We start from the raw sequence: 19265 nt of genomic DNA on the forward strand, positions 1-19265 counted from the left end.
CCACTCAAAGGCACCTTACCTGCGTCATTCTTTTGCCGATTGGTTTTGGCTTCTTCACTCTCAGGCTGGCAAGCCTCATCGATTTTCCGCTTGTCTTCCTGGCAATATTTCTTGACTGCCCGCCGACTTAGATAAGGAAAAGTCGGCGTATTGGCCGCGCCTTTATTACCAGTTCGTGTGCTGCGGGTTGGTGAGGCGGAACCAGATGAGGCGGAGCGTGGTGGAGTGGGAGCCGTTCGGGTGCCGGAACGGGTAGAGGCTGCAGGAACACGGTATTTGCCGGCCATAAAAGTTAAAAACCAATAAATGATCAGTTCGACACACTGATAAATCGTGCGCCCTGAGGTAATACCAGTTATCTGCTATCGGTTCTGCCAGTCGATGTCACCATCCTCCTCGGTGCCAGTTGGCCTCGGCCATCCTGAGCATCCGCCACCGAAAGAATATCTGTGCAATATGCATGCAATTCTCATCCAGCAACACTCAGCCATACGACACCACCAAGGCCGTCCTGGCCCCGTCGTCGTTGGCCAGATGCAGCAGCCCCAACTGCCCCGGGCCGTCTTCGCGCTGCATGGTTTCACTGAGCAGGGCCAGCATCGCCGGGCCGGTCGCGGCGCCGATCTCGCCCAGGCAATCGGCGATCTGCAAGACCGGTAGTTGCGGTCCACCATCGAACATCACCCGGGTCAGGGCATTGGCCGCTTCCTTGGCAAAAAAGGCCTCGCCGTTCTGGTCGCTCATCCGGAATCCCAAATGGTGCGGATGACGCCCGGCACGCTCGCAAGCCTGCCGGATGGCCCGCGTCAGCCCGAAAGCACGGCTGGGCACACTGCCGTCGGGCCGGCCTTCTTCGCGTGCGGTGGCAACGCCTTCGATCCTTAAACCCGGCCGTCCTGCGGCTGCCGGCAGCAATAACAAGGCGGCCGCCGCTTCGCCTGGCAGAAAACCGTCCCGATTGCCCGGCACCAGCAGGCGCTCGGCTTCGAGGTAATACTCGATGGTGGCCGAATTCAGGTAGCTGTCCACGCCCACCAGCAAGACCTGCTGCACCTCGCCTTCTGACAGCCAGCGCTGGGCCGTCTGCAAGGCGGGGCCAAGCCCGGCGCGGCCCCAGGGCACGATCCGTGAAAGAGGATGAAAGCGGCAATCGAGCGAGTGCTCGGTGGCACTGAAGATTTCCTGGTAATAGCTCACGCTGCTATGGGGGCGTTCCTGTTCGGGAACCAGCAACAGAAGCGGCGTGGTCGTCGAGTCGAAATCCGCGATCCGGCGCAGGCAGTCGCGTACCGCCCGCTCGACCCAGCGTGCCAGCCGTTGGCTGCCCCATAGCTGCGCGTCGGGCAGACGCGCCACCCGGACCGGTTCGCCGCTATGGCAGACGAAATCGCTTTCGCGAAAGTTATCCATCTGGGCACGTAGGGCGCATACCGCCGCGTCCAGCCGATACCCCACGGCACAGCACAAGCCGGCTGCGCCGATCTGCAGAGTCAAATCCGTGTTGTCGTGCATCGCTATTGGCCTACAGCTTGGGGAGTCGAACCGTTTCGCCACAGGTGGCACAACCCACCGAGCCGACGGTTTTTTCGTTCCACCAGTGGGGATCGATCTGCCCCACCGCCACCGTATCGATCTCCTGCAAGCGGCGCTGGATCGGCAGGCTGACGCGCCAGACGGCGCTGAAGCGATTTTCCTCGGTTTCGAAGAACAGGGTATCGACCGGCGGGAAGATCTTCTCGGTGGTGTAGTCGGTGCGCAGTACCCGAACCGGTACCGCCGTCAGATTAGGCAGCCGGAAACGCACCTCCGAGCGGCCTTTGAGCAGGTTGAGCAGAACCACTTCCTCGCCACCGCGCGGATAGTCGATCTGCTGATCCTCCGGCGCACACTGATGAAAGCGCTCGTCGAAATCCTCAGGCAGAAACGGGAAGATTTCGCGCTGCCAGTGTTCGTCGTAGGTGCCGGCATAGGCAAGCCTCGGTGGCCAGTGGCGGCCGATGGCGCTTAAGGCGATCGGCGCATGGCGGCCATCGGGGCGTTCGACCGGTTCGTGGACGGCCTCAAGGCTGGGCGCCGGGGCGCCGTCCAGTTGCTCCAGCGTATGAGGGCCAGCCCAGCCGATGCCGCTTGGATTGGCCAGCAGCGCTTCGCTGAGTGTCGTGTCGCCCTGCTGCCAGGCCCGGGTGCCGCCAAAGGCCATGCCGTAATGAAGCGGCATCGACACGAATGGCTCGCCCCGACTGAGGCTGTAGCCGCCCAGACGGCGACGCCAGACGCGCGGGCCATGCACATTGAGCAGTTTTTTCAGCGAACCCAGGCGAAAACCCACCACCAGCTCGCGAACCGGCTGCTGGCCGGGCGCGTGGGCGCAGGCGTCGAACAGCACATCGCAGCGCGGTTTGAAACGCAAGAGATCGCAGCCATAGAGCGGGGCACTGAGCCCGGGCTCACCGACAAAGCGATCGACCGGCAGTAATTCCTGGGGGGGTAAAGGCAGCGGACGCTGCCCGGGTTCGGGGATTTGCCAAGTCGCCTTGGCGGCAACCACCAGATGCTCACGCCCGCTGACATCAAGGGCAGGAAAGGTCTGGACGGCCAGATGGCGGGAACCGATGACTACCTGCATAACGGAGACGGCCTTCAATGGGTTCGAACCAATTCGCCAGAGATGCTAGGCGAGCCGAGTAAGCGGAATGCTCAGAATGCCCAATCCTGTATCAACAGACGCTCGCGCACGCCCGGGTCGTAGGTCGGTCGACCGCTACTTTGCCAGTCGAGCAGATCGCGGGCTTCGTCGACCCGCCGCTGCACCTGGAGGGTTGGGCCGGCATAGACCAGCAATAGCGGCAGATCGTCAGGGATATAGTCACCGAGGAATTCGGCGTGATCCTCAAGATCGAGCCACAGCCAGGTGTCGTTCGGGTGGGCACGGGCCGCGGCCTGGTCGAATGCCGGCCGTAGCTGGCGGCATTTCTGGCACCAGGCTTCGGCGCCCAAGACCAGAACCAGACGGTTGCCCGGCAGCGTCAGCCGTTGGGCAATGGTGGCAGCATCGCGCCAGGGATCAAGCATGACAGTCATGATGAAGCTCCGGCAGAAGCGCTCAGCTTATGCAGCAGGGCAAATTGCCGCAGGGCCGGCGCCCGGTTATTGAAGAATGGCCGCCCCAGACGGCGGGCCGCGATCCAGCGCAGCGCCTGCGGCGCACCGGTCAGCATCTGTTGCAGGATATCGGGCGTCAAGGCGCGGCCGAGCAAACCCGGCGCCCAGGTGGGCAGGCTTGCCTGGTGCATGGCCATCCAGGCCTGTACCGCCGCCGGGTCGGGCTCGGGCAGACCAGCATCCTGATCCTCGACGGCGAGACTGACTGGCTGTTCTGTTTCCTCATCGGGCAGCCGGGGCGGCAAGGTCAGACCGGCCGGCTCCAACTGGACCCCGGACAGTGCACTCCAGACCCAGCCCGCCAGACGCGAGGTTTCCGGCGCCGTCATCTGCGCCGCCACCCACGGCAAATGGGCCGGGTCGGCATGATGGAGCGCCAGCAGCAGGCCAAGCCGTGGCGGTAATTGCTCCAGCAACCGTGGCAGCGCCACATGACCGGGTGGCAACTGCCCGCCCAGATGACGCAGCCAGCGCGCCAGCCGCCGTTCGGCCTGGAAACGATCCCAGCCGTCCAGTTCGGCACAGCGACCTATCCATTCGGCACAAACCTGCCATAGCACCGGCGGCGCAGCGGCTTCCTGGCCACCGAGGGCGATGGCGGCTTCGGCACGCACTACCGGATCGACATCTTCAAGCAGCTTCAGCAGCACCGGCTGGGCAAGCCGACGTGGCAGACGGGCGCCGAGCCGGGCGGCGGCAGCGCGTACCCGGGCATCTTCGTTCTGACACTGCGGCTCGAACGCCACCTGCGCCGTTTTAAGCAAGGTCGCGCCGCCCAGGGCGGCCGTGCGCAGCGCCGCCACCTGCAAGGCGGAGTTCTGCGACGCTTCCAGCCAGTGCGACACCCAAGGCAGCGCCTGTTCGGTGCCGACCCAGGCCAGCGCCGAGATCAGTCCGCGCAGGCCGCGTTCGGGATCGAGCTGCAATTGCAGCCAGACTTCACGCAGCCGCTCACCGTCGCCGGCCGCCAGCGCCAGATAGGCGCAGACGAACACTTCGCCCGGACCGCGCCAGCGCGCCAATTCTTCGAACGCCAGTTGCCAACCGGTCGCCCCGGCCACTTCCAGGCCATCGAGATGGGCCTGCAACAGCCGGTCGAAATGTAATAGCCGGGCCAGATCAAGCCGACAGGAATGGGCCGAACTATCATGCTGGGCCCAGTAGAACGCCGCGTCGCCGGCATGGCGCCGGACCAGCGGCTCGATCACAGCAGGCAACACATAGGGGCGATGCTCGATTTCACTGCTCATTGCATCACTCAAGCTGGAACCGGCTGAACAACACCTGCCAGGTGCTGCCGTCGAACAGGGTGGCACCCACCGGACTCATGCTCAACATAAAGCGCCCATCGGGATTGACGTCGAGCCGGCCGCAGTTGGCGGCAATCTCGGCCGGCTGCTCGTCGAGCAAGGGCACCAGCTTGCCGTCTTGCAGCGACCACAGACCATATTCGTTGCCGCACCAGAGCCGGCCGGCGAACCAGACGGTATCGCGAAACGGAATGGAGAACTGCTCCTTGAGCAGGGGCTTCCATTTATTGCCGCGCCCGACCCAGAGCGAGCCGCCCTTGCCGCTGATATAGACCTGGCCGTCGCCGGCACAGCAGACGGTGAACAGCCAGTCGTTGGACGGAAACGGCAGTTGATGCCAGCGCCGGCCGTCAAAGTGCCAGACATCGCCATGGCCGCCCACGGCGTACATATCGTTGGCGTCGAAGGCGGCCAAGTCCTCAAAGCCGTAGTCAAAGATGCCAAGGCCCGATTTCACCATCGATTCGGGCGCCGGAATCGGCTCGGGTGCAGCCCACTGATTGACGCCAAGCCGCCGCACGATACGGCGGCCGGTGCCGACGATATAGAAAGCGCCACCCGCGCGAACCAGCCGCACGGGTGACCAGCGATATTGGCTGTCGGGATACTGATTGTCGATCTCGTCCTCAAGACCACGACCGCGGCCGTTATAGGCAAACACATTGCCGGCAATATCGACCCCGATCATTTCCTTTTCGCTGTCATCGCGAAAGCCGATCCGGGTGGTCTTGAGATGATCGTATTCGGTGAAATTGCAGCGCTGGGCCATCGGCAGCTTGCTGTCGACCGACACGAAGCGGCGCAGCGGCAGGCTGTCGTCGTCAGGCTCTTCGCTCTCTTCCACCACAAGGAACCAGAAGCGGGTGCCGCTGCTGAGCACCCCGTCCGAGATGGAATAGCCATTGAAGAATTCGTTCCAGGTTGCGCGATCGAGGATCATGTCTCAGCTCATATTGGTATTGTCGCTACCGCCGCTATTGGGCGGGGTGGTCGCTGTGGGCTTCTTGCCACCGGTACCGGCGTCGGGCTTGACCTTGGATTGCTGGAACGGCGGGTCGTCGCAGGAGTAGGCCTTGGAGTAGTAGGCATCGAGCTGGGCCGCAATACAGTCCTTGGCGCAGCCGAACTGGTTATTGACCAGCTCGGCCAGCATGTCGCGGGCGATGTGGTAATCCATCTCGGCCATATTGGCAAACTGTTCCAGCGCCTGTTCGGTCTTCTCGTGCATCAGACCGTGCGAGCCGTTTTCCTTGTTGTTGCTGGTGCCCTCCAGGCAGATCACCGGCGCGCCGCCTTCGGAGTAGTTGTCCCAGCAGCCGATTTTCGGCTTGTCATCGCGCTTGGCCTTGCGACGCTTCTTCTTGGGCGGGGTCGAGCCATCGCTGCTGGGTGCCGGCGTCGGATCAGGTGGCGGCGCAGGAGCCGGGCCTGAGCGGAACATGGTGTCGGGCATCAGGTGATGGCCGGTCTGTCCCGGGCAGCAGCCCTTGCCGGAACGGGCCTGCTTGGGACCGCCGTCAGTCTCGGAGAACGGCATCAACTGACATTTGCGCGCCTTGATGCAAGGATTGGCATCAGCGAGCCCCTGCATGGCCTGTGCCCAGGTGTCTTCCATCCGATCCGAGCCGGCCAGTTGCGCAGCCCGGGCTGCCTTATCCTTGGCCGCAGCTTCCGCCGCGGTGCCGGCTGCTGCCTGCGCAGCGGTGCCAAGCTCGCCGGCCATTGCATTGAGTCCACCGACAAAGCGCGACAGATTGGTCGGCGAGCCGAGGTTGGACGGCTTGAACCACAGGCCGTGGCAATGGTCGCCCACCCATTTGTTGTCGGGCTTGCTTTTGTATTTGTATTTGTCGCGCGCCTCGGCATCGAGCGCCATGGCCTTCTCGCGCACATTGGGTGCCAGATCGCCCAGACGGCCCTTCGGGTCAACATTGGCCGCGTCGGCACCGGCCTTGGATTTGGCCGCGCTGTCTGGCTGGTTGCATTTATCCTCAATATCCTGCTGGGTTTCCTTGCAAGCATCGCTGATGGCCGCCTGGCTCAGATAGAACACCGGCGGCGTATTGGGGTTGCCGGTGCGACGAAACCTGGTCGGCACGCTTGGCAGGACGAGATTGGCGTCGTTGGCCACAGGCGGGGCGTCAGGCACCTCGTCACTGTTGTCCTCGTCGCCGTCGTCGAGATCGATCTGCGGATCGTCCAGCTCCATCTGGGCACGGTTGCGCTTTCTCGACGGTACCGTAGGCAGGGAAGTCGTCATGATGGTGCTCAGCGATGGTTGTGCGTCATCGGGTCGAGATGGCGACAGACGCTCAGTGCCTCGACCTTGACGTTGGGCGACCAGTTGATGAATACCGCCTTGCCCTTGATCACCTGGGTGGCAATACCACGCTGGAACGCCATGGTGGCCGGCTCGTTGCCAACGCTGGTCGCGAAATAGGACGCGTCCTTGAGCGCAATCTCGCTGCGGCAGATAAACACCGTGCCCGAGCCGTTATTGAGGGTCGAGGCCATGGCGCTATTGGGATAGGGCAGCGGCAGCGGCCCGGCGGGCGGTGCCGGCGGACTCCAGCAGACATCGCTGGGCAGCAGCATCGACGAGCCGCGTGCGGCCTTGCAGCAGATCTCGTTATGGTTGGCGTAGACTCTTGTGCCCATTGGCTGTCCTCCTTATCAATCGGCGGCGTATGCCACCACCACGGCACTGCGGCTGCCGTCGTCGTTACCCAGATGTAATAGCCCCACCCGACCCGGACCATCGTCACGCTCGATCACCCGCGACAGATAAGCCAGGGCAAGCGGCCCTGCGGCCGCGCCCGTCTCGCCCAGGTATTCGGCCAGATTGAGCAGCGGCAGGCCAACCCCGTCATCGACCATCAGCCGGGTATAGGCCACCGAGGCTTCGCTGGCGTAGAACGGGTCGCCGTTATGGTCGTTGGCCCGAAAATGCAGGGCACCCGGGGCCAGTCCAGCCTGATCGAGCGCGCTGCGCATCGCTTCGCTCAGGCCGATGGCGCGGTTGGGGACTTCACCGTCGGGCCGGGCCTGCTCCTCGGCCAGCCCGACTCCGCAAATCTGCAAGGGCGAGGCGCCTGGTCGGCTGTCGCGGCCAAGCAGCACGGCGGCGGCCGCCTCGGCCGGAATAAAGCCGTAAGCGTTACCCGACTCGAGCAGACGCCCGGCGCCGAGGAAATAGTTGATGGTGGCGGCATTGAGATAGCTGTCTGCACCCACCAGCAGTACCTGGCGTACCTCGCCCTCGAGGCAGCGCGCCGCCGTCACCAAAGCCTGACCCAGCCCGGCACGACCGTAGGGGATGATCCGGCTGTCTTCATGAAAGCGGACACCCAGGGTGCGCTCGATCGCCGCGAAGCACTCCAGATAGCGCTCATCCTCGGTATGCGGCCGCTCGCGTTCGGCGGCAAGCAGCAACAAGGCAGTTTCGTGCGCGGCAATCGCACCGATCTGGTCGATACAGTCCTGCACCGCCGCCGTGGCCATCAAGGCCAGCCGCTCGGCGCCCCACAGGTCGCCCAGCGGCAGCCGGGCCACTTTCAGCGGCGCGCGGCGCCGGTCGTAGAATTCGCTTTCCTCGAAACGATCCATGCCGGCGCGGATGGCGCATTCGGCCGCATCGAGACGAAAACCGAGCGCGCAGCATGCGCCCCCTCCCAAGACCCGTAGCGCTACCTTGTCCATTTACCCTCCCTGACTGACCGAGGCGCCACAGCCGGGGCAGTTGCTGTCACCCGAGGCCAGACGGTTCAGGCGCTCCTGCGCCAGCTGGCTGAACGCCACCGCCTGCACTTCATGGACCCCACGCCTGAGCGGCAGGCTGGCGCGCCATACCGCGCTGAAACGGCTTTCTTCGGTCTCGAAGAACAGGGTGTCCACCACCGGATTCAGTTTCTCGATCCGGTAATCGTCGCGCAGCACCCGCATCGGCACCCGATCAAGCTGCGGCAGACGAAAGCGCACTTCGGACCGGTCCTTGATCAGATTGAGCAGGACCACTTCCTCGCCACCGCGCGGATAGTCGATCTGCTGGTCTTCCGGCGCGCACTGATGAAAGCGCTCGTCGAAATCTTCCGGCAGAAAGGGAAAGGTCTCACGCCGCCAGCGCGCGTCGTAAGTGCCGGCATAGCCGGCACGAGGCTGCCAGTGACGGCCGACGGCGCTCAGCGCTATCGGCCGATATGGGCCATCGGGCCGCTCGATCGGTTCATTGGGCACTTCCAGACTCGGAGCGGCACTGCCATCGAGCTGGTCCAGCGTACGCGGTCCGGCCCAACCGAGACCGGCGGGATTACTCAACAAGGCTTCGGTCAGGGTCTCGTCGTCACGCTGCCACACCCGCGTGCCGCCAAACGCCATCCCGTAATGGAGCGGCATGGCCAGAAACGGCTCGGCCCGTCCGATGCTGTAGCCGCCCAGCCGGCGGCTCCACTGGCGCGGACCGTGCACATTGATCAGCTTGCGCAGCTGGCCGAGCCGGAAACCCACCACCAGCTCACGCACCGGCCGACCTTCGGGCGCATGGGCCATGGCGTCGAACAGCACATCGCAACGCGGCTTGAAACGTGCCAGGTCACTACCGTAGCGCATGGCGCTCAGTCCCGGCTCACCGACATAGAGATCGGCCTCGACCAAGGGCTGCGGCGGCAGCGGCTGCGGCCGCTGGCCCGGTTCGGGGATGCTCCAGGTCGATTTGGCCAGCAACACCAGATGTTCGCGACCAGCGACATCGTGGGCGGAGACGATATGGACCGACAGATGTTTCGATCCGGCGAGGATCTGCATCGATCCTCCTAGTTGATCTGCACCGAACCGCCGCGAATGCGCTGGGTGACACTGGCGTGGCTGGTGATATAGCTGCCGCGCAACAGGATCTGGCCGTCAGCGGTAAGAATCAGCGCCGACTCGCCGCAGCGCAGTTCGACCGAGCCACGTGCCTCGATCACCACACGCTCGCCGTCGGCATACAGTCCCGGCATGGCTGCCTCGGGCTGTGGCAGCGCGGGCAGCATATAGCCAAGGATGATCGGCCGCAGCGGATCGGCATCTTCAAAGCCCAGTGCCACTTCCTCGCCCAGCCGGGCCGGGTCGGCCGGCACCAGGCTCATGGCGCTGACCTGTTCCAGCCCGAAACGCGGAATGCTGACCCGAGGCCGGCCGTCGCTGCCGATCTGCTGCAAACGGCCGATGGCCACCCCATCGGCACGCGCCGGCACATTGCCGCTCAACTGGGTGCCGCGTGCCAGCAGCTCATCGAGCGGCGCCTCGTCAGTCGTGACGGTATCGCCCGCCGAAGCCTGGCGGGATTGCGGATCGGACATAGTAGAAATTCCTTGCCGGGCCACGAGGCCCGATCGTGTCGCGCCAGACCCGCAGGTCTGGCGCCTCAGGGATGAATCGTCTAGTTCTCGTGGATCTGGCGGCCCTTGAGGGTGATATTGCCGTCGGCCTTGAAGTGCTGGGCACCGCTGGCGCCGACATTAATATTGTGGCCATTGATGCTGATGGTGCCGTCCTTGCGCATCACCAGGGTCGATTTGCCCACTTGCAAGGTGATCGAGTCGTCGTCCATGGTCAGATGGCTGCCGCCGTTGCCGGCTGCCATATGGTAGGTCTTCCCGACCTTGACGCTCTTGTCGTCACCGACGGTCTGGACATGGCCACGCCCGATCTTGTCAAGCCGGCCCAGCACGACCGTGGTCGCCATGGCCGCGCCGACGTTGACGTTGTAGGCGGCACCGATATTGACCATCTTGGCCAGACCCACGTTCTGCATATAGGCCAGGTTGATGGTCTCGGTCTTGAAGCGACCGACATGGATCGACCAGTTGCGGCCGATGTCGTCCTTCTCGTGGCTATGCACCGTCTTCTTGCGGATCTTGCCGACTTCCAGCGTCTGGTTGTCGCCGATCTTGACGTTTTCGTTCTTGCCCACGTCCTCGTCGCGGTTGTCGCCGATCGAGATTTTCTCGTTATGATCGACCCGCTCGGTGCGGTTATTGTGGACGGTGATGGTTTCGTCGTTGTCGACCGTCTCGGTACGGTTGTGTTTGACGTGGACGGTCTCGTCACGGTCGATGGTCTTGGTACGGTCACGGCCGACCCAGTGAGTCTCGTCGTTCTCGACCTCGATATCCTGGTTTTTCTCGGCGTGGATCCAGACCTGCTCCTCGCCCTTCTTGTCCTCGAAGCGGATCGCATTGGCATTGTCGTAGCCACCCTTGGGGGTCGAGCGCGACAAGATACCGCTCTGGGTCTTATTGGCCGGCAGCTGCCAGGGCGGCATCGACAGCGCGTTATAGACGCGGCCGGTGATCAGCGGGGTGTCGGGGTTGCCGTCGAGGAACTGGACCACCACTTCCTGACCGATCCGTGGATGGGCCACCATGCCGAAGTTGACGCCGGCCCAGGGTTGCGCCACCCGGATCCAGCACGAACTCTTGTCATCCTTCTTGCCGTAGCGGTCCCAGTGGAACTGGACCTTGACCCGGCCGTGCTCGTCGATCCAGATTTCTTCTCCCGGTGGACCCACAACGACAGCGGTTTGCGGACCTGGGATGATCGGACGCTCGGTGGTCCGAGGCGGACGGTAATTGCCTTTCCACGGCAGGACAGTGAAATGGGTATTGGCTTCCCAGGTCGAATCGCCGCCCGAGGCGTAGTTCGATTCGCTGACCACCAGTTCGGCCGAGACCACCAGATAATCCTGGTTCTCATCGCCGCGCGGGTGTTCGGTCAGGCTGAAGCGCCGGCCGACCGCCACGCCACGCAGCGGGCCACCGGCATGGATTTCCTGATGACGCGCCTGCAATTCGTCGATCTGCATCTGGGCATAACGCTGGCCATTGCCCGGGTCGATATAGTCGCCGGGCCAGTGGTAGACATCGTAGTCAGCCAGTGCATGCGAGCGCACTTCCATGGCGCGGCTGGTCAGGTCGGCGCGCGGCTTGAGGAAGTCATAGTCGTTGATTTCATGTTGACCGCTCAGCACCTCGCGCTGGCTCTGCCAGCTCGAGACGGTTTCGGTCTCCAGCGTCAGGCCCTCGCTCGGGTTGAGCCGGCACAGCAGCGATTCATAACCGGGCAGCGGCTGATGGGCGCCCATGCCGTCGCCGAGCACCATCTGATGCTGGCCCTGCTTATGTTCGAACCAGTAGCTGATGCCTTCTTGTTCGAGCAGCCGCGAGACGAAATTGAAATCCGACTCGTTGTACTGCACGCAGTAGTCGCGTTTGGGATAGCTGCCGGCGAGGCGCTCGGCGAACTGGGCCACCGGGTGGTCGGCAAAGACCTGGCGCACGATCTCGGGCACCGACAGGTTCTGGAAGATCTTGCAGTCGGCCGTGCGTTGCAGGAACCAGAACCACGGCCGCAGCTCGGCCCGATAAACGTGGTAGCGCCCGTCACGGCCAACCTGGGCGAAACGGGCGATATGGGCATGGATAAAACGGGGTTGCGGCGCGTGGGTCTCCAGTTTGACCGCCACTGCCTGGCCCAACATCGTGTTGTGGGCGATATCAGGCAAGCGGCTTACCAGCTCGACCTCAGCCTCGAACGGTTGCGACAGACGCTCGACCAGCCGTAGCCGGCGGAACATCAACGTGTCCTCGCCCAGCGGCGATTGGAATGTGGCGAGTCGTTGCATGGCATCTCCTCTGCGATCAAACCGGGCAGTCCGCCGATCAAGGCACGGCGCACCCATATTGGCTTAAAATTTTATTTAGCAATTATATATTGCCGTGTGTCTAGCGAATGATTTGCCGATTATTTGTATTGGTTGACAGACTCAGCGTCTGACGCCGGCGGCAATCCAGCCGGGGTGCCGGCCGTGGCAAGGCCACGGCACGGGCGAGAACCTCCAGATGCGGCACCGGCACCAGGGCCGGCACCGCCATCCCAGGCAGATTACTTGGCCTTGTTGGCTTGGATGTCCCAGCCAGCGTTGACCACACCGGTACCGCCGCCTTCGTTGCTTTGCGGGGTGTACTCGATATCCACTTGGGCGAAGGTCAGGGTAACGGTTTCCATCAGGCCATCACCTTGGCTGTTGCTGCCGCCGGTGGAGACCGAGGTCACGAACACCTTGTCCATGATGATCTTGTAGAAGGCGAGCGAGTCACCACCCGACTTGCGCACGGTCAGGGTGGCCTTGGGGAAGTGGCTGCCGTTCATGCACTTGAGCATCAGGATGGGCGAGGACTTGTCCACATAGTGGGTGAAGCTCAGGTCATGGATGCTGACGCGACCATGGCCGCCGCCTTGACCCACGTGGATGGACGTACCCTGGGTCATGCCCCAGCTGAACGACTGCACGTCGATCTCGCCTTTGTGTTGATCAACTTGCGATTCGCCGTTCACGCCTTCGATCTTCAGAAACATATTGCCATTAGGTTGAGCCATGCTTTTCAACTCCCAATAAAGTGTGGTTAAGCGCCGGGTAGAACCTGCGCCTAGGCACAGGTAGCCCCGCTCCTGCCGCGCAAGGCGGCAGAAGACCGGCGTATGACGGAGCTGGGGTGATGCTTAGTTCGCGCCCTGCTTCAGCGACGGCAGCTTGGACACGAGTCGCAGCGACACGGTCAAACCTTCGAGCTGGTAATGCGGGCGCAGGAAGAACTTGGCGCGGTAATAACCCGGGTTGCTTTCATCTTCCTCCAGTTGGACCTCAGCAGCGGCTAGTGGGCGTTTTGCCTTCGTGGTCTCCGACGAGTTCGCCGGATCGCCGTCTACGTAATTCAAGATCCAGTTATTCAACCAGCGGCGCATTTCGTCCTCGCTCTTGAACGAGCCGATCTTGTCGCGGACGATGCACTTCAGGTAATGGGCAAAGCGGCACACCGCAAACAGATACGGCAAGCGGGCCGACAACTGGGCGTTGGCGGTGGCGTCCGGATCGTAGTATTCGGTGGGCTTTTGCAGCGACTGGGCGCCGATAAAGGCCGCCACGTCGGAGTTCTTGCGGTGCAGCAGCGGCATAAAGCCGTTCTTGGCCAGTTCCGCCTCGCGCCGGTCGGAGATCGCAATCTCGGTCGGGCACTTGAGGTCCACGCCGCCATCGTCGGTCGGGAAGGTGTGGCACGGCAGGTTCTCCACCAGGCCGCCCGATTCCACGCCACGAATCCGGGTACACCAGCCGTAGTACTTGAACGAGCGGTTGATGTTGACGGCCATCGCATAGGCCGAGTTGGCCCAGCTATAGCGGCTGTGGTCGCCGCTGGCGGTATCTTCCTCGAAGTCGAATTCCTCGACTGGATTGGTATTGGCACCGTAGGGCAGACGCGCCAGGAAGCGCGGCATGGCCAGGCCCAGATAGCGCGAGTCTTCCGATTCGCGCAGCGAGCGCCAGGCGGCGTATTCCGGGGTCTGGAAGATCTTGGTCAGATCGCGCGGGTTGGCCAGTTCCTGCCACGAGTCCATCTGCATCGAGGTCGGACTTGCCCCGGCGATGAACGGGCAGTGGGCGGCCGCCGCGGTCTTTGCCAGCTCGCGCAGCAGCTCGACATCGGTCGGGCTGTGGTCGAAGTAGTAGTCGCCCACCAGACAGCCGAACGGTTCGCCACCGAACTGACCGTATTCCTCTTCGTAGACGCGCTTGAACAGCGGGCTCTGGTCCCAAGCGATGCCCTTGAAGCGGCGCAGGTTGCGATGCAGCTCCTGCTTGGTCACGGGCATCACCTTGATCTTCAGCATCTCATCGGTTTCGGTATTGGTGATGAGATAGTGCAGACCGCGCCAGGCCGATTCGAGCTGCTGGAACTCTTCGTGGTGGATGATCAGATTGATCTGCTCCGACAGCTTGCGATCAAGCTCGGCGATCATCGCCTCGATGGTGCGGATGGCGTCGTTGCCGACCACCTGGGTATGGGCCAGCGCCTGGCCGGCCAGGGTGCGTACCGCTTCTTCGACCGCATCCTTGGCGGCATCGGACTTGGGCCGGAATTCCTGTTGCAGCAGCGAGTAGAACTCACCGCCTTCTTCGGTCTGGCCGGACTGCCGCGACGGATCGAGCAATTCTGTGGTCATCTTTCCTCCTTACGCCTGCTCAGCGTCGCCAGCTTGGGCCGGTTTCTGTTCTTCTTCCTGACGCGGCGCCTGCGACAGGGTCGCAAGCAGGGTCGGATCTTGCAGCAGCTTGGCGATCAGCTGCTCGGCGCCGCTCTTGCCGTCCATATAGGTGAGCAGGTTGGAGAGCTGCTGGCGCGCTTCCAGCAACTTTCTCAGCGGCTCGATCTGGCGCGCGACATTGCCGGGCGTGAAGTCGTCGAGTGACTCGAAGGTCAGATCGACCGCCACCTTGCCTTCACCGGTCAGGGTGTTTTCGACATGGAAGGCGGTACGCGGCTTGATCGACTTCATGCGGGCGTCGAAATTGTCGACGTCGACCTCAAGGAAGTTGCGCTCAGCCAGCGGCGCCTGCGGCTCGGTCGATTTACCGGCCAGATCCGACAGCACCCCCATCACGAAAGGTAGCTGCACCTTTTTATCCGAGCCGTAGACCTCGACGTCGTACTCGATCTGTACGCGAGGCGCCCGGTTGCGGCCGATGAATTTCTGACCGCTGTCACGTTTTCCATTGCTCATTTGCTTTCCCTTTGGGTTGCAGGGGCGCCCTCGACATCGGCGCCCGAAAGCGCGCGATGGCCGAAAGACCAGGAGCCGATCGTGTCACCCGGCCTACCCCCAAGGCCGGATGCGGCTCAGCGGCAAGTCAGCCGTTTGACGTCCGGCCAGCCACCGGTTGGGCACGCCGGGTCGAAGACCCGTCAGGTCCGGTCCGGAGAGGCCGGTCGTCGGATAAGTGATGGCCGGTCTGCTGCCGGCCATCAGACACTGCCAGCTTGGGCCAGCACAGCGCCTTCGTCAGAGATCTGCGGTGACGTCGGCCAGCGGGCGACAGGAATCGGCGACCAGGCTGGGCCTGGGCACGCGCACCGCTGGCGGAATAAAGATGGATCGTTCGGCGCTCGGCTGGCGTCTGGGCACTTGACTGGGTGCGCAGATCATTCCGGTCCGAGTCGCCGCCGGCCGGCGACGACGCGAGGGCTCGATGGAAGATCGAGCAGTGGGCTCCTCCCCCTTGCCGGTGAAGATAACTCCACGCCGTCCGGGATTGATACGTCATTTTTAACCTTTATCACTCTTCACACCCGACAGCGCCTCGATCTGGGCTGCACTCTCGGGTGCCAGCTCGCGGATGATGTCGATAAAGCTCATGGTCATCAGCCGCTGGGCCCGCCGCAACAGCAGCGGTGCCGGATTGGTGGGTTCGTGTTTTTCCAGGTAATCACAGGCGAGCTGGATCAGCTTGAGTGCATCTTGCCGGTTGTCGATCGAAGCGGGCAGTGCCTGGACCTGCACCACCCGGGCCGCTACCACGGGCGCAGCACTGCCGGGCTCGGCTTCGCTTGCAGCCGGAGCCTCGTCGACCACGGCTTCGGGCTCGGCCACGGTGAACACGGCGGCCACTTCGCGCAAAGGACGATGGAGCTGGTCGAGCAGCCGTATCAGTTGGTCGAGCTGCAAGCCGACCGAATCGGTATCGGCGCGGGCAAATATCGCTTCGATGGCCCGGGCTGACTTGAGCGCGCTGTCGAACAACTGGGAGGCGCGGACCGTCGCTTCGCTGTTTTCGTTGAGTACCTGCCGCAGCCGCTCCTCGGTCAGCGCATTGGGGTCTTCGCTATTGCGGCGGGCCAGCGCGTCTTCCACTTCGCGCACGCTGAACGACACCGAACGCACCGAGATATAGTCCTGCTTGCGCAGGTCGGCGAACAGGCCGGCCGGGCTGGCGATATCTGCAAGCGCTGCCAGGCGCATGGTAGCGTCGCCGTCTTCGAGTTCGGGGTGGAGATGGTCCCAGTAGCGCTCAAGCAGTCCGGTGATCAATTGCAAGCCGGTACTGAGACCGGAGAGACCGTCGAGGTGGGTATGGGCGCGCAGCAATAAGGTCGCCAGGCGCAAATCCTTGCTGCGACCTAATAATTCGGCAGCCTGACGGCCGACCTGTGGCCAGCTTGGATCTTCGGCGGGAATGACGACGCTGCCAAACTGCTGTTCGGGCTTGCCCTCGGCAATTTCCAACAATTCAAGGTATTCGGCCGAATACTCAAGGTTGGGGCCACATGGCGCCGGGTCTTCGCAAGGCGCAAGCAATGCGTCGAGGTCGAGAGACGACAAAGTTTATCTCCAACTTTTATTATCGAAGATATGCTAATCGGAAAATTCTTGCTTAATCAATCTGCATATCAAATGGATTGTATCAATCTCTGCCCGTATTTCATAAGGAAAAAATAATTAATTTCTAATTAACCAACCTTCATTGCCAGCTTGACGTGTTAACAGATATGATCCATGCATGTTTGATCGAGTCATTTGCATCAAATTAGAATCGCTGTACTCGCATCATAAGTAGCCGCGTGGTAAGCGACGGCTCAGGAGGAAACCAAGTTGGAGCTACGTGCCGCTCAGATCAGTCAGGGGGATGTCGAGCGCACCCTACAGCGTCCCATTCTGATCGCTTACGACACCAGCGTCCCCAAGCGCATTAGCTATATTCCTGCCACTGGCCTGTTCGAAATACAAAGCCCCGGTGGCAAAACTCAATGCGTTGACGTCGATGCCGCGCTAAACGCGTACAATCGGGGCGCTGCGCCCTAAGCGGCGCCGGCCGCGTGCCGGCCATCCTCCGTTTTTATTCGTTACCAGATTTGATTGTGCTTGAGGCGGGAGCCTGCTCCCGCGCGCGAGGTGTGACGTGACGACCAGAACCCTCCCTTCGATCCGCTGGCGCCCTTGGCTGGCGCTTGCCCTGGCCACGGCGCTCGCCGGTTGTGCCACGCCGACATTGACCATGCATGCGCTGACCCAGGCGCAGCCTAATGCCAATCCCGATGCCAACGGCCGTGCGTCGCCCATCGTGGTACGGCTCTATCAGCTCAAGGCCCCGGCCAATTTCCAGGGTGCCGACTTCTTCTCGCTATACGAACGTGACCGCCAGACGCTTGGTGAGGAATTCATCCAGAGCGAAGAACTGGTGTTACTGCCGGGCGAGGCCCGCAAGATCGAGCGCCAGATCACGCCAGAAACCCGCTACCTGGGCGTGATCGCCGCCTTCCGCGCCATCGAGCAGGCGCAATGGCGCGGCATGTTCGAAGTGACTTCGGGCCATCGCAGCACCCTGATTTCCAAGGAAGCCACCCTGCCGATCGAAATCGAGGTCAGCGACAAGAAGGTCGAGGTTCGCCAGGCGTCCAGCCTGTCCGCCCTGCAAGAAAAGGCTCAGCAAGCGGCACAGAAAGCTGCCAGCAAAGCCGAGGAAGAGGCGAAGAAGGGCGCGACCAAAGCCGTGGAGGAGCAGGCGCAAAAAGGTGCCAAGAAGCTGCTCAAGCGTGTTCCCTAGGCCACCGTCACCCAAATCGTGAATATTACACATCGTGAATACTAACAAGGTCGTATGGACCGAGGGGCTGTTCATCCAGCCCCATCACTTCCAGCAATTCGAACGCTATCTGGAAAATTTCGTCGAGCGGCGCGGCAACCCGCTCTGGCCCTGGGGCTGGGGCTTTGGCACCCTGCGGATCGATCCGGCCCAGCTCAAGCTCGGCAAATTTGCCCTGCACAGCGCCAGCGGGGTGTTCCGCGATGGCACCCCGTTCACCTGTGGCATCGACGACCCGATGCCGGCTGCGCTCGATATTCCGTCCGATTGCAAGGACCAGCGTGTCATGCTGGCGCTGCCCTTGCCCGTATCAGGGGAAACCGAGGTGGCGCTCGAGCCGGGTAGTGCCCGGCTCGCCCGTTATATCGCCGGCGAAACCGAAGTTGACGATGTCACCGCGCTGGCCCGTCCGGCCACCCTGTTGGTCGGTCGGCTCAATGCCCGCCTGATGCTCGAGCGCGACGTCAGCGGCGCCTATACCGCGCTGCCTGTCGCCCGCATTCAGGAGCGTCGTGCCGATGGCGAGGTGGTGCTCGATGAGCGCTATATCCCGCCGATGCTCTCGGCCGCCGCCGATCCCCGGCTTGACGGCTATCTGCGCGAACTGATCGGCCTGGTGCGCCAGCGCGCGCTCCATCTGGCGCAGCGGATCAACCAGCCCGGCCGTGGCAGCGTGGCCGAAGTCGCCGAATACCTGTTGCTGCAAACGCTCAACCGTTACGCCCCGCTGCTGTCGCATCTGCTCGACGTACCGATGCTGCATCCCTCCCGTCTGTTCTCGAGTGCCCTGATGCTGGCAGGCGACCTGGCGGTATTTGGCCGTGAAGACCGGTTGCCAGCCGATTTCCCGCCTTATGACCACGACGACGTCAACCCGCCTTTTGTGGCCCTGATGCACGACCTGCGCCATTCGCTGGCGCTGGTGATGGAAAGCGGCGCCGTCGCGATCGAATTGGAAGACCGCAAATTCGGCGTGCGAGTGGCGATCGTCCCCGACCTCGAACTGCTGCGCAGTGCCGGCTTCGTGCTGGCAGTACGTGCCCAGGTGCCGGCCGAGGCGCTGCGTCTGCGCCTGCCCACCCAGATCAAGATCGGCCCGATCGACAAGATCCGCGATCTGATCAATCTGCAACTGCCCGGCATCGGCGTGCAGTCGCTGCCGGTGGCACCGCGCCAGATTCCGTATCACGCCGGTTTCCATTACTTCGAACTCGACACCAATAACGAGCTGTGGCCGCAACTGGAACGTTCGGGCGGCCTTGCCCTGCATCTGGCGGGCGAATTTCCGGGCCTGGAACTTGAGTTCTGGGCAATCAAGCGGCAATAGGATACCCACCCGA

Annotated in this window: 17 protein-coding genes; 2 read left to right on the top strand and 15 right to left on the bottom strand. The window is 62.8% G+C overall.

The genetic code is table 11. The features are described 5' to 3' along the window. Positions 1-483: 483 nt before the first annotated feature. The 15 genes from ACFOW7_RS20465 to tssA all read right to left on the bottom strand — a co-directional run bounded on the left by ACFOW7_RS20465 (position 484) and on the right by tssA (position 16664). A complete protein-coding gene (locus tag ACFOW7_RS20465) occupies positions 484-1494 on the bottom strand; it encodes a hypothetical protein (RefSeq protein ID WP_378168146.1) in 1011 nt (336 codons plus the stop codon). Between the two features lie 28 nt (positions 1495-1522). Beyond that, complete coding sequence (locus ACFOW7_RS20470; RefSeq protein WP_378168148.1) at positions 1523-2626, bottom strand: DUF2169 family type VI secretion system accessory protein; 1104 nt, start codon at positions 2624-2626, stop codon at positions 1523-1525. A 71-nt stretch (positions 2627-2697) separates the two neighbouring features. Beyond that, positions 2698-3081, bottom strand: a complete 384-nt coding sequence (locus ACFOW7_RS20475; RefSeq protein WP_378168150.1) for a thioredoxin family protein — start codon at positions 3079-3081, stop codon at positions 2698-2700. After that, the gene (locus ACFOW7_RS20480) at positions 3078-4412 is read right to left on the bottom strand and encodes a HEAT repeat domain-containing protein (protein ID WP_378168152.1); all 1335 of its coding nucleotides are present in this window, start codon (positions 4410-4412) and stop codon (positions 3078-3080) included. Before ACFOW7_RS20480 ends, ACFOW7_RS20475 begins: the two co-directional genes overlap by 4 nt. 4 nt (positions 4413-4416) lie before the next feature. Further along, positions 4417-5412, bottom strand: a complete 996-nt coding sequence (locus ACFOW7_RS20485) for a hypothetical protein (RefSeq protein WP_378168155.1) — start codon at positions 5410-5412, stop codon at positions 4417-4419. Between the two features lie 3 nt (positions 5413-5415). After that, a complete protein-coding gene (locus tag ACFOW7_RS20490) occupies positions 5416-6732 on the bottom strand; it encodes an HNH/endonuclease VII fold toxin-2 domain-containing protein (protein WP_378168157.1) in 1317 nt (438 codons plus the stop codon). Between the two features lie 8 nt (positions 6733-6740). Continuing rightward, positions 6741-7130 (bottom strand): PAAR-like domain-containing protein, encoded by a 390-nt coding sequence (locus ACFOW7_RS20495; RefSeq protein WP_378168159.1) that lies wholly within the window; start codon positions 7128-7130, stop codon positions 6741-6743. Positions 7131-7145: 15 nt separating this feature from the next. Beyond that, the gene (locus ACFOW7_RS20500) at positions 7146-8171 is read right to left on the bottom strand and encodes a hypothetical protein (protein WP_378168161.1); all 1026 of its coding nucleotides are present in this window, start codon (positions 8169-8171) and stop codon (positions 7146-7148) included. After that, positions 8172-9272 (bottom strand): DUF2169 family type VI secretion system accessory protein, encoded by a 1101-nt coding sequence (locus tag ACFOW7_RS20505; RefSeq protein ID WP_378168163.1) that lies wholly within the window; start codon positions 9270-9272, stop codon positions 8172-8174. It abuts the gene before it with no gap. Positions 9273-9280: 8 nt separating this feature from the next. After that, on the bottom strand, positions 9281-9808 hold the full coding sequence (locus tag ACFOW7_RS20510; protein ID WP_378168165.1) for a DUF6484 domain-containing protein: 528 nt from the start codon (positions 9806-9808) through the stop codon (positions 9281-9283). A gap of 80 nt (positions 9809-9888) precedes the next feature. Further along, complete coding sequence (locus ACFOW7_RS20515) at positions 9889-12132, bottom strand: type VI secretion system Vgr family protein (protein WP_378168167.1); 2244 nt, start codon at positions 12130-12132, stop codon at positions 9889-9891. A gap of 260 nt (positions 12133-12392) precedes the next feature. After that, positions 12393-12887: an Hcp family type VI secretion system effector gene (locus ACFOW7_RS20520; RefSeq protein ID WP_378168169.1), complete on the bottom strand. Its 495-nt coding sequence runs from the start codon at positions 12885-12887 to the stop codon at positions 12393-12395. 123 nt (positions 12888-13010) lie between these two features. Then, positions 13011-14510, bottom strand: coding sequence for a type VI secretion system contractile sheath large subunit (tssC, locus tag ACFOW7_RS20525; protein ID WP_378168171.1), 1500 nt, complete (start codon positions 14508-14510; stop codon positions 13011-13013). A gap of 9 nt (positions 14511-14519) precedes the next feature. After that, positions 14520-15068 (bottom strand): type VI secretion system contractile sheath small subunit, encoded by a 549-nt coding sequence (gene tssB, locus ACFOW7_RS20530; RefSeq protein WP_378168173.1) that lies wholly within the window; start codon positions 15066-15068, stop codon positions 14520-14522. Between the two features lie 543 nt (positions 15069-15611). Then, on the bottom strand, positions 15612-16664 hold the full coding sequence (gene tssA / locus ACFOW7_RS20535) for a type VI secretion system protein TssA (protein ID WP_378168175.1): 1053 nt from the start codon (positions 16662-16664) through the stop codon (positions 15612-15614). A 577-nt stretch (positions 16665-17241) separates the two neighbouring features. Between tssA and tssJ the strand changes: the two genes are divergently transcribed. Further along, positions 17242-17886, top strand: a complete 645-nt coding sequence (gene tssJ, locus ACFOW7_RS20540) for a type VI secretion system lipoprotein TssJ (protein WP_378168178.1) — start codon at positions 17242-17244, stop codon at positions 17884-17886. Between the two features lie 34 nt (positions 17887-17920). Further along, positions 17921-19252: a type VI secretion system baseplate subunit TssK gene (tssK, locus tag ACFOW7_RS20545; RefSeq protein WP_378168180.1), complete on the top strand. Its 1332-nt coding sequence runs from the start codon at positions 17921-17923 to the stop codon at positions 19250-19252. The last annotated feature ends 13 nt before the right edge of the window (positions 19253-19265 follow it).

The sequence above is a fragment of the Chitinimonas lacunae genome (genome assembly GCF_042650885.1).
In the GTDB taxonomy this organism is placed as follows: Bacteria; Pseudomonadota; Gammaproteobacteria; order Burkholderiales; family Chitinimonadaceae; genus Chitinimonas_A; species Chitinimonas_A lacunae.

What these genes read in the sequence shown, in the direction of transcription:
- ACFOW7_RS20480 (WP_378168152.1), bottom strand. Translation starts at nt 4,412, where the DNA reads ATGAGCAGTGAAATCGAGCATCGCCCCTATGTGTTGCCTGCTGTGATC.
- ACFOW7_RS20490 (WP_378168157.1), bottom strand. Translation starts at nt 6,732, where the DNA reads ATGACGACTTCCCTGCCTACGGTACCGTCGAGAAAGCGCAACCGTGCC.
- tssB (WP_378168173.1), bottom strand. Translation starts at nt 15,068, where the DNA reads ATGAGCAATGGAAAACGTGACAGCGGTCAGAAATTCATCGGCCGCAAC.
- ACFOW7_RS20520 (WP_378168169.1), bottom strand. Translation starts at nt 12,887, where the DNA reads ATGGCTCAACCTAATGGCAATATGTTTCTGAAGATCGAAGGCGTGAAC.
- ACFOW7_RS20475 (WP_378168150.1), bottom strand. Translation starts at nt 3,081, where the DNA reads ATGACTGTCATGCTTGATCCCTGGCGCGATGCTGCCACCATTGCCCAA.
- ACFOW7_RS20505 (WP_378168163.1), bottom strand. Translation starts at nt 9,272, where the DNA reads ATGCAGATCCTCGCCGGATCGAAACATCTGTCGGTCCATATCGTCTCC.
- ACFOW7_RS20485 (WP_378168155.1), bottom strand. Translation starts at nt 5,412, where the DNA reads ATGATCCTCGATCGCGCAACCTGGAACGAATTCTTCAATGGCTATTCC.
- ACFOW7_RS20515 (WP_378168167.1), bottom strand. Translation starts at nt 12,132, where the DNA reads ATGCAACGACTCGCCACATTCCAATCGCCGCTGGGCGAGGACACGTTG.
- ACFOW7_RS20500 (WP_378168161.1), bottom strand. Translation starts at nt 8,171, where the DNA reads ATGGACAAGGTAGCGCTACGGGTCTTGGGAGGGGGCGCATGCTGCGCG.
- ACFOW7_RS20510 (WP_378168165.1), bottom strand. Translation starts at nt 9,808, where the DNA reads ATGTCCGATCCGCAATCCCGCCAGGCTTCGGCGGGCGATACCGTCACG.
- ACFOW7_RS20495 (WP_378168159.1), bottom strand. Translation starts at nt 7,130, where the DNA reads ATGGGCACAAGAGTCTACGCCAACCATAACGAGATCTGCTGCAAGGCC.
- ACFOW7_RS20470 (WP_378168148.1), bottom strand. Translation starts at nt 2,626, where the DNA reads ATGCAGGTAGTCATCGGTTCCCGCCATCTGGCCGTCCAGACCTTTCCT.
- tssC (WP_378168171.1), bottom strand. Translation starts at nt 14,510, where the DNA reads ATGACCACAGAATTGCTCGATCCGTCGCGGCAGTCCGGCCAGACCGAA.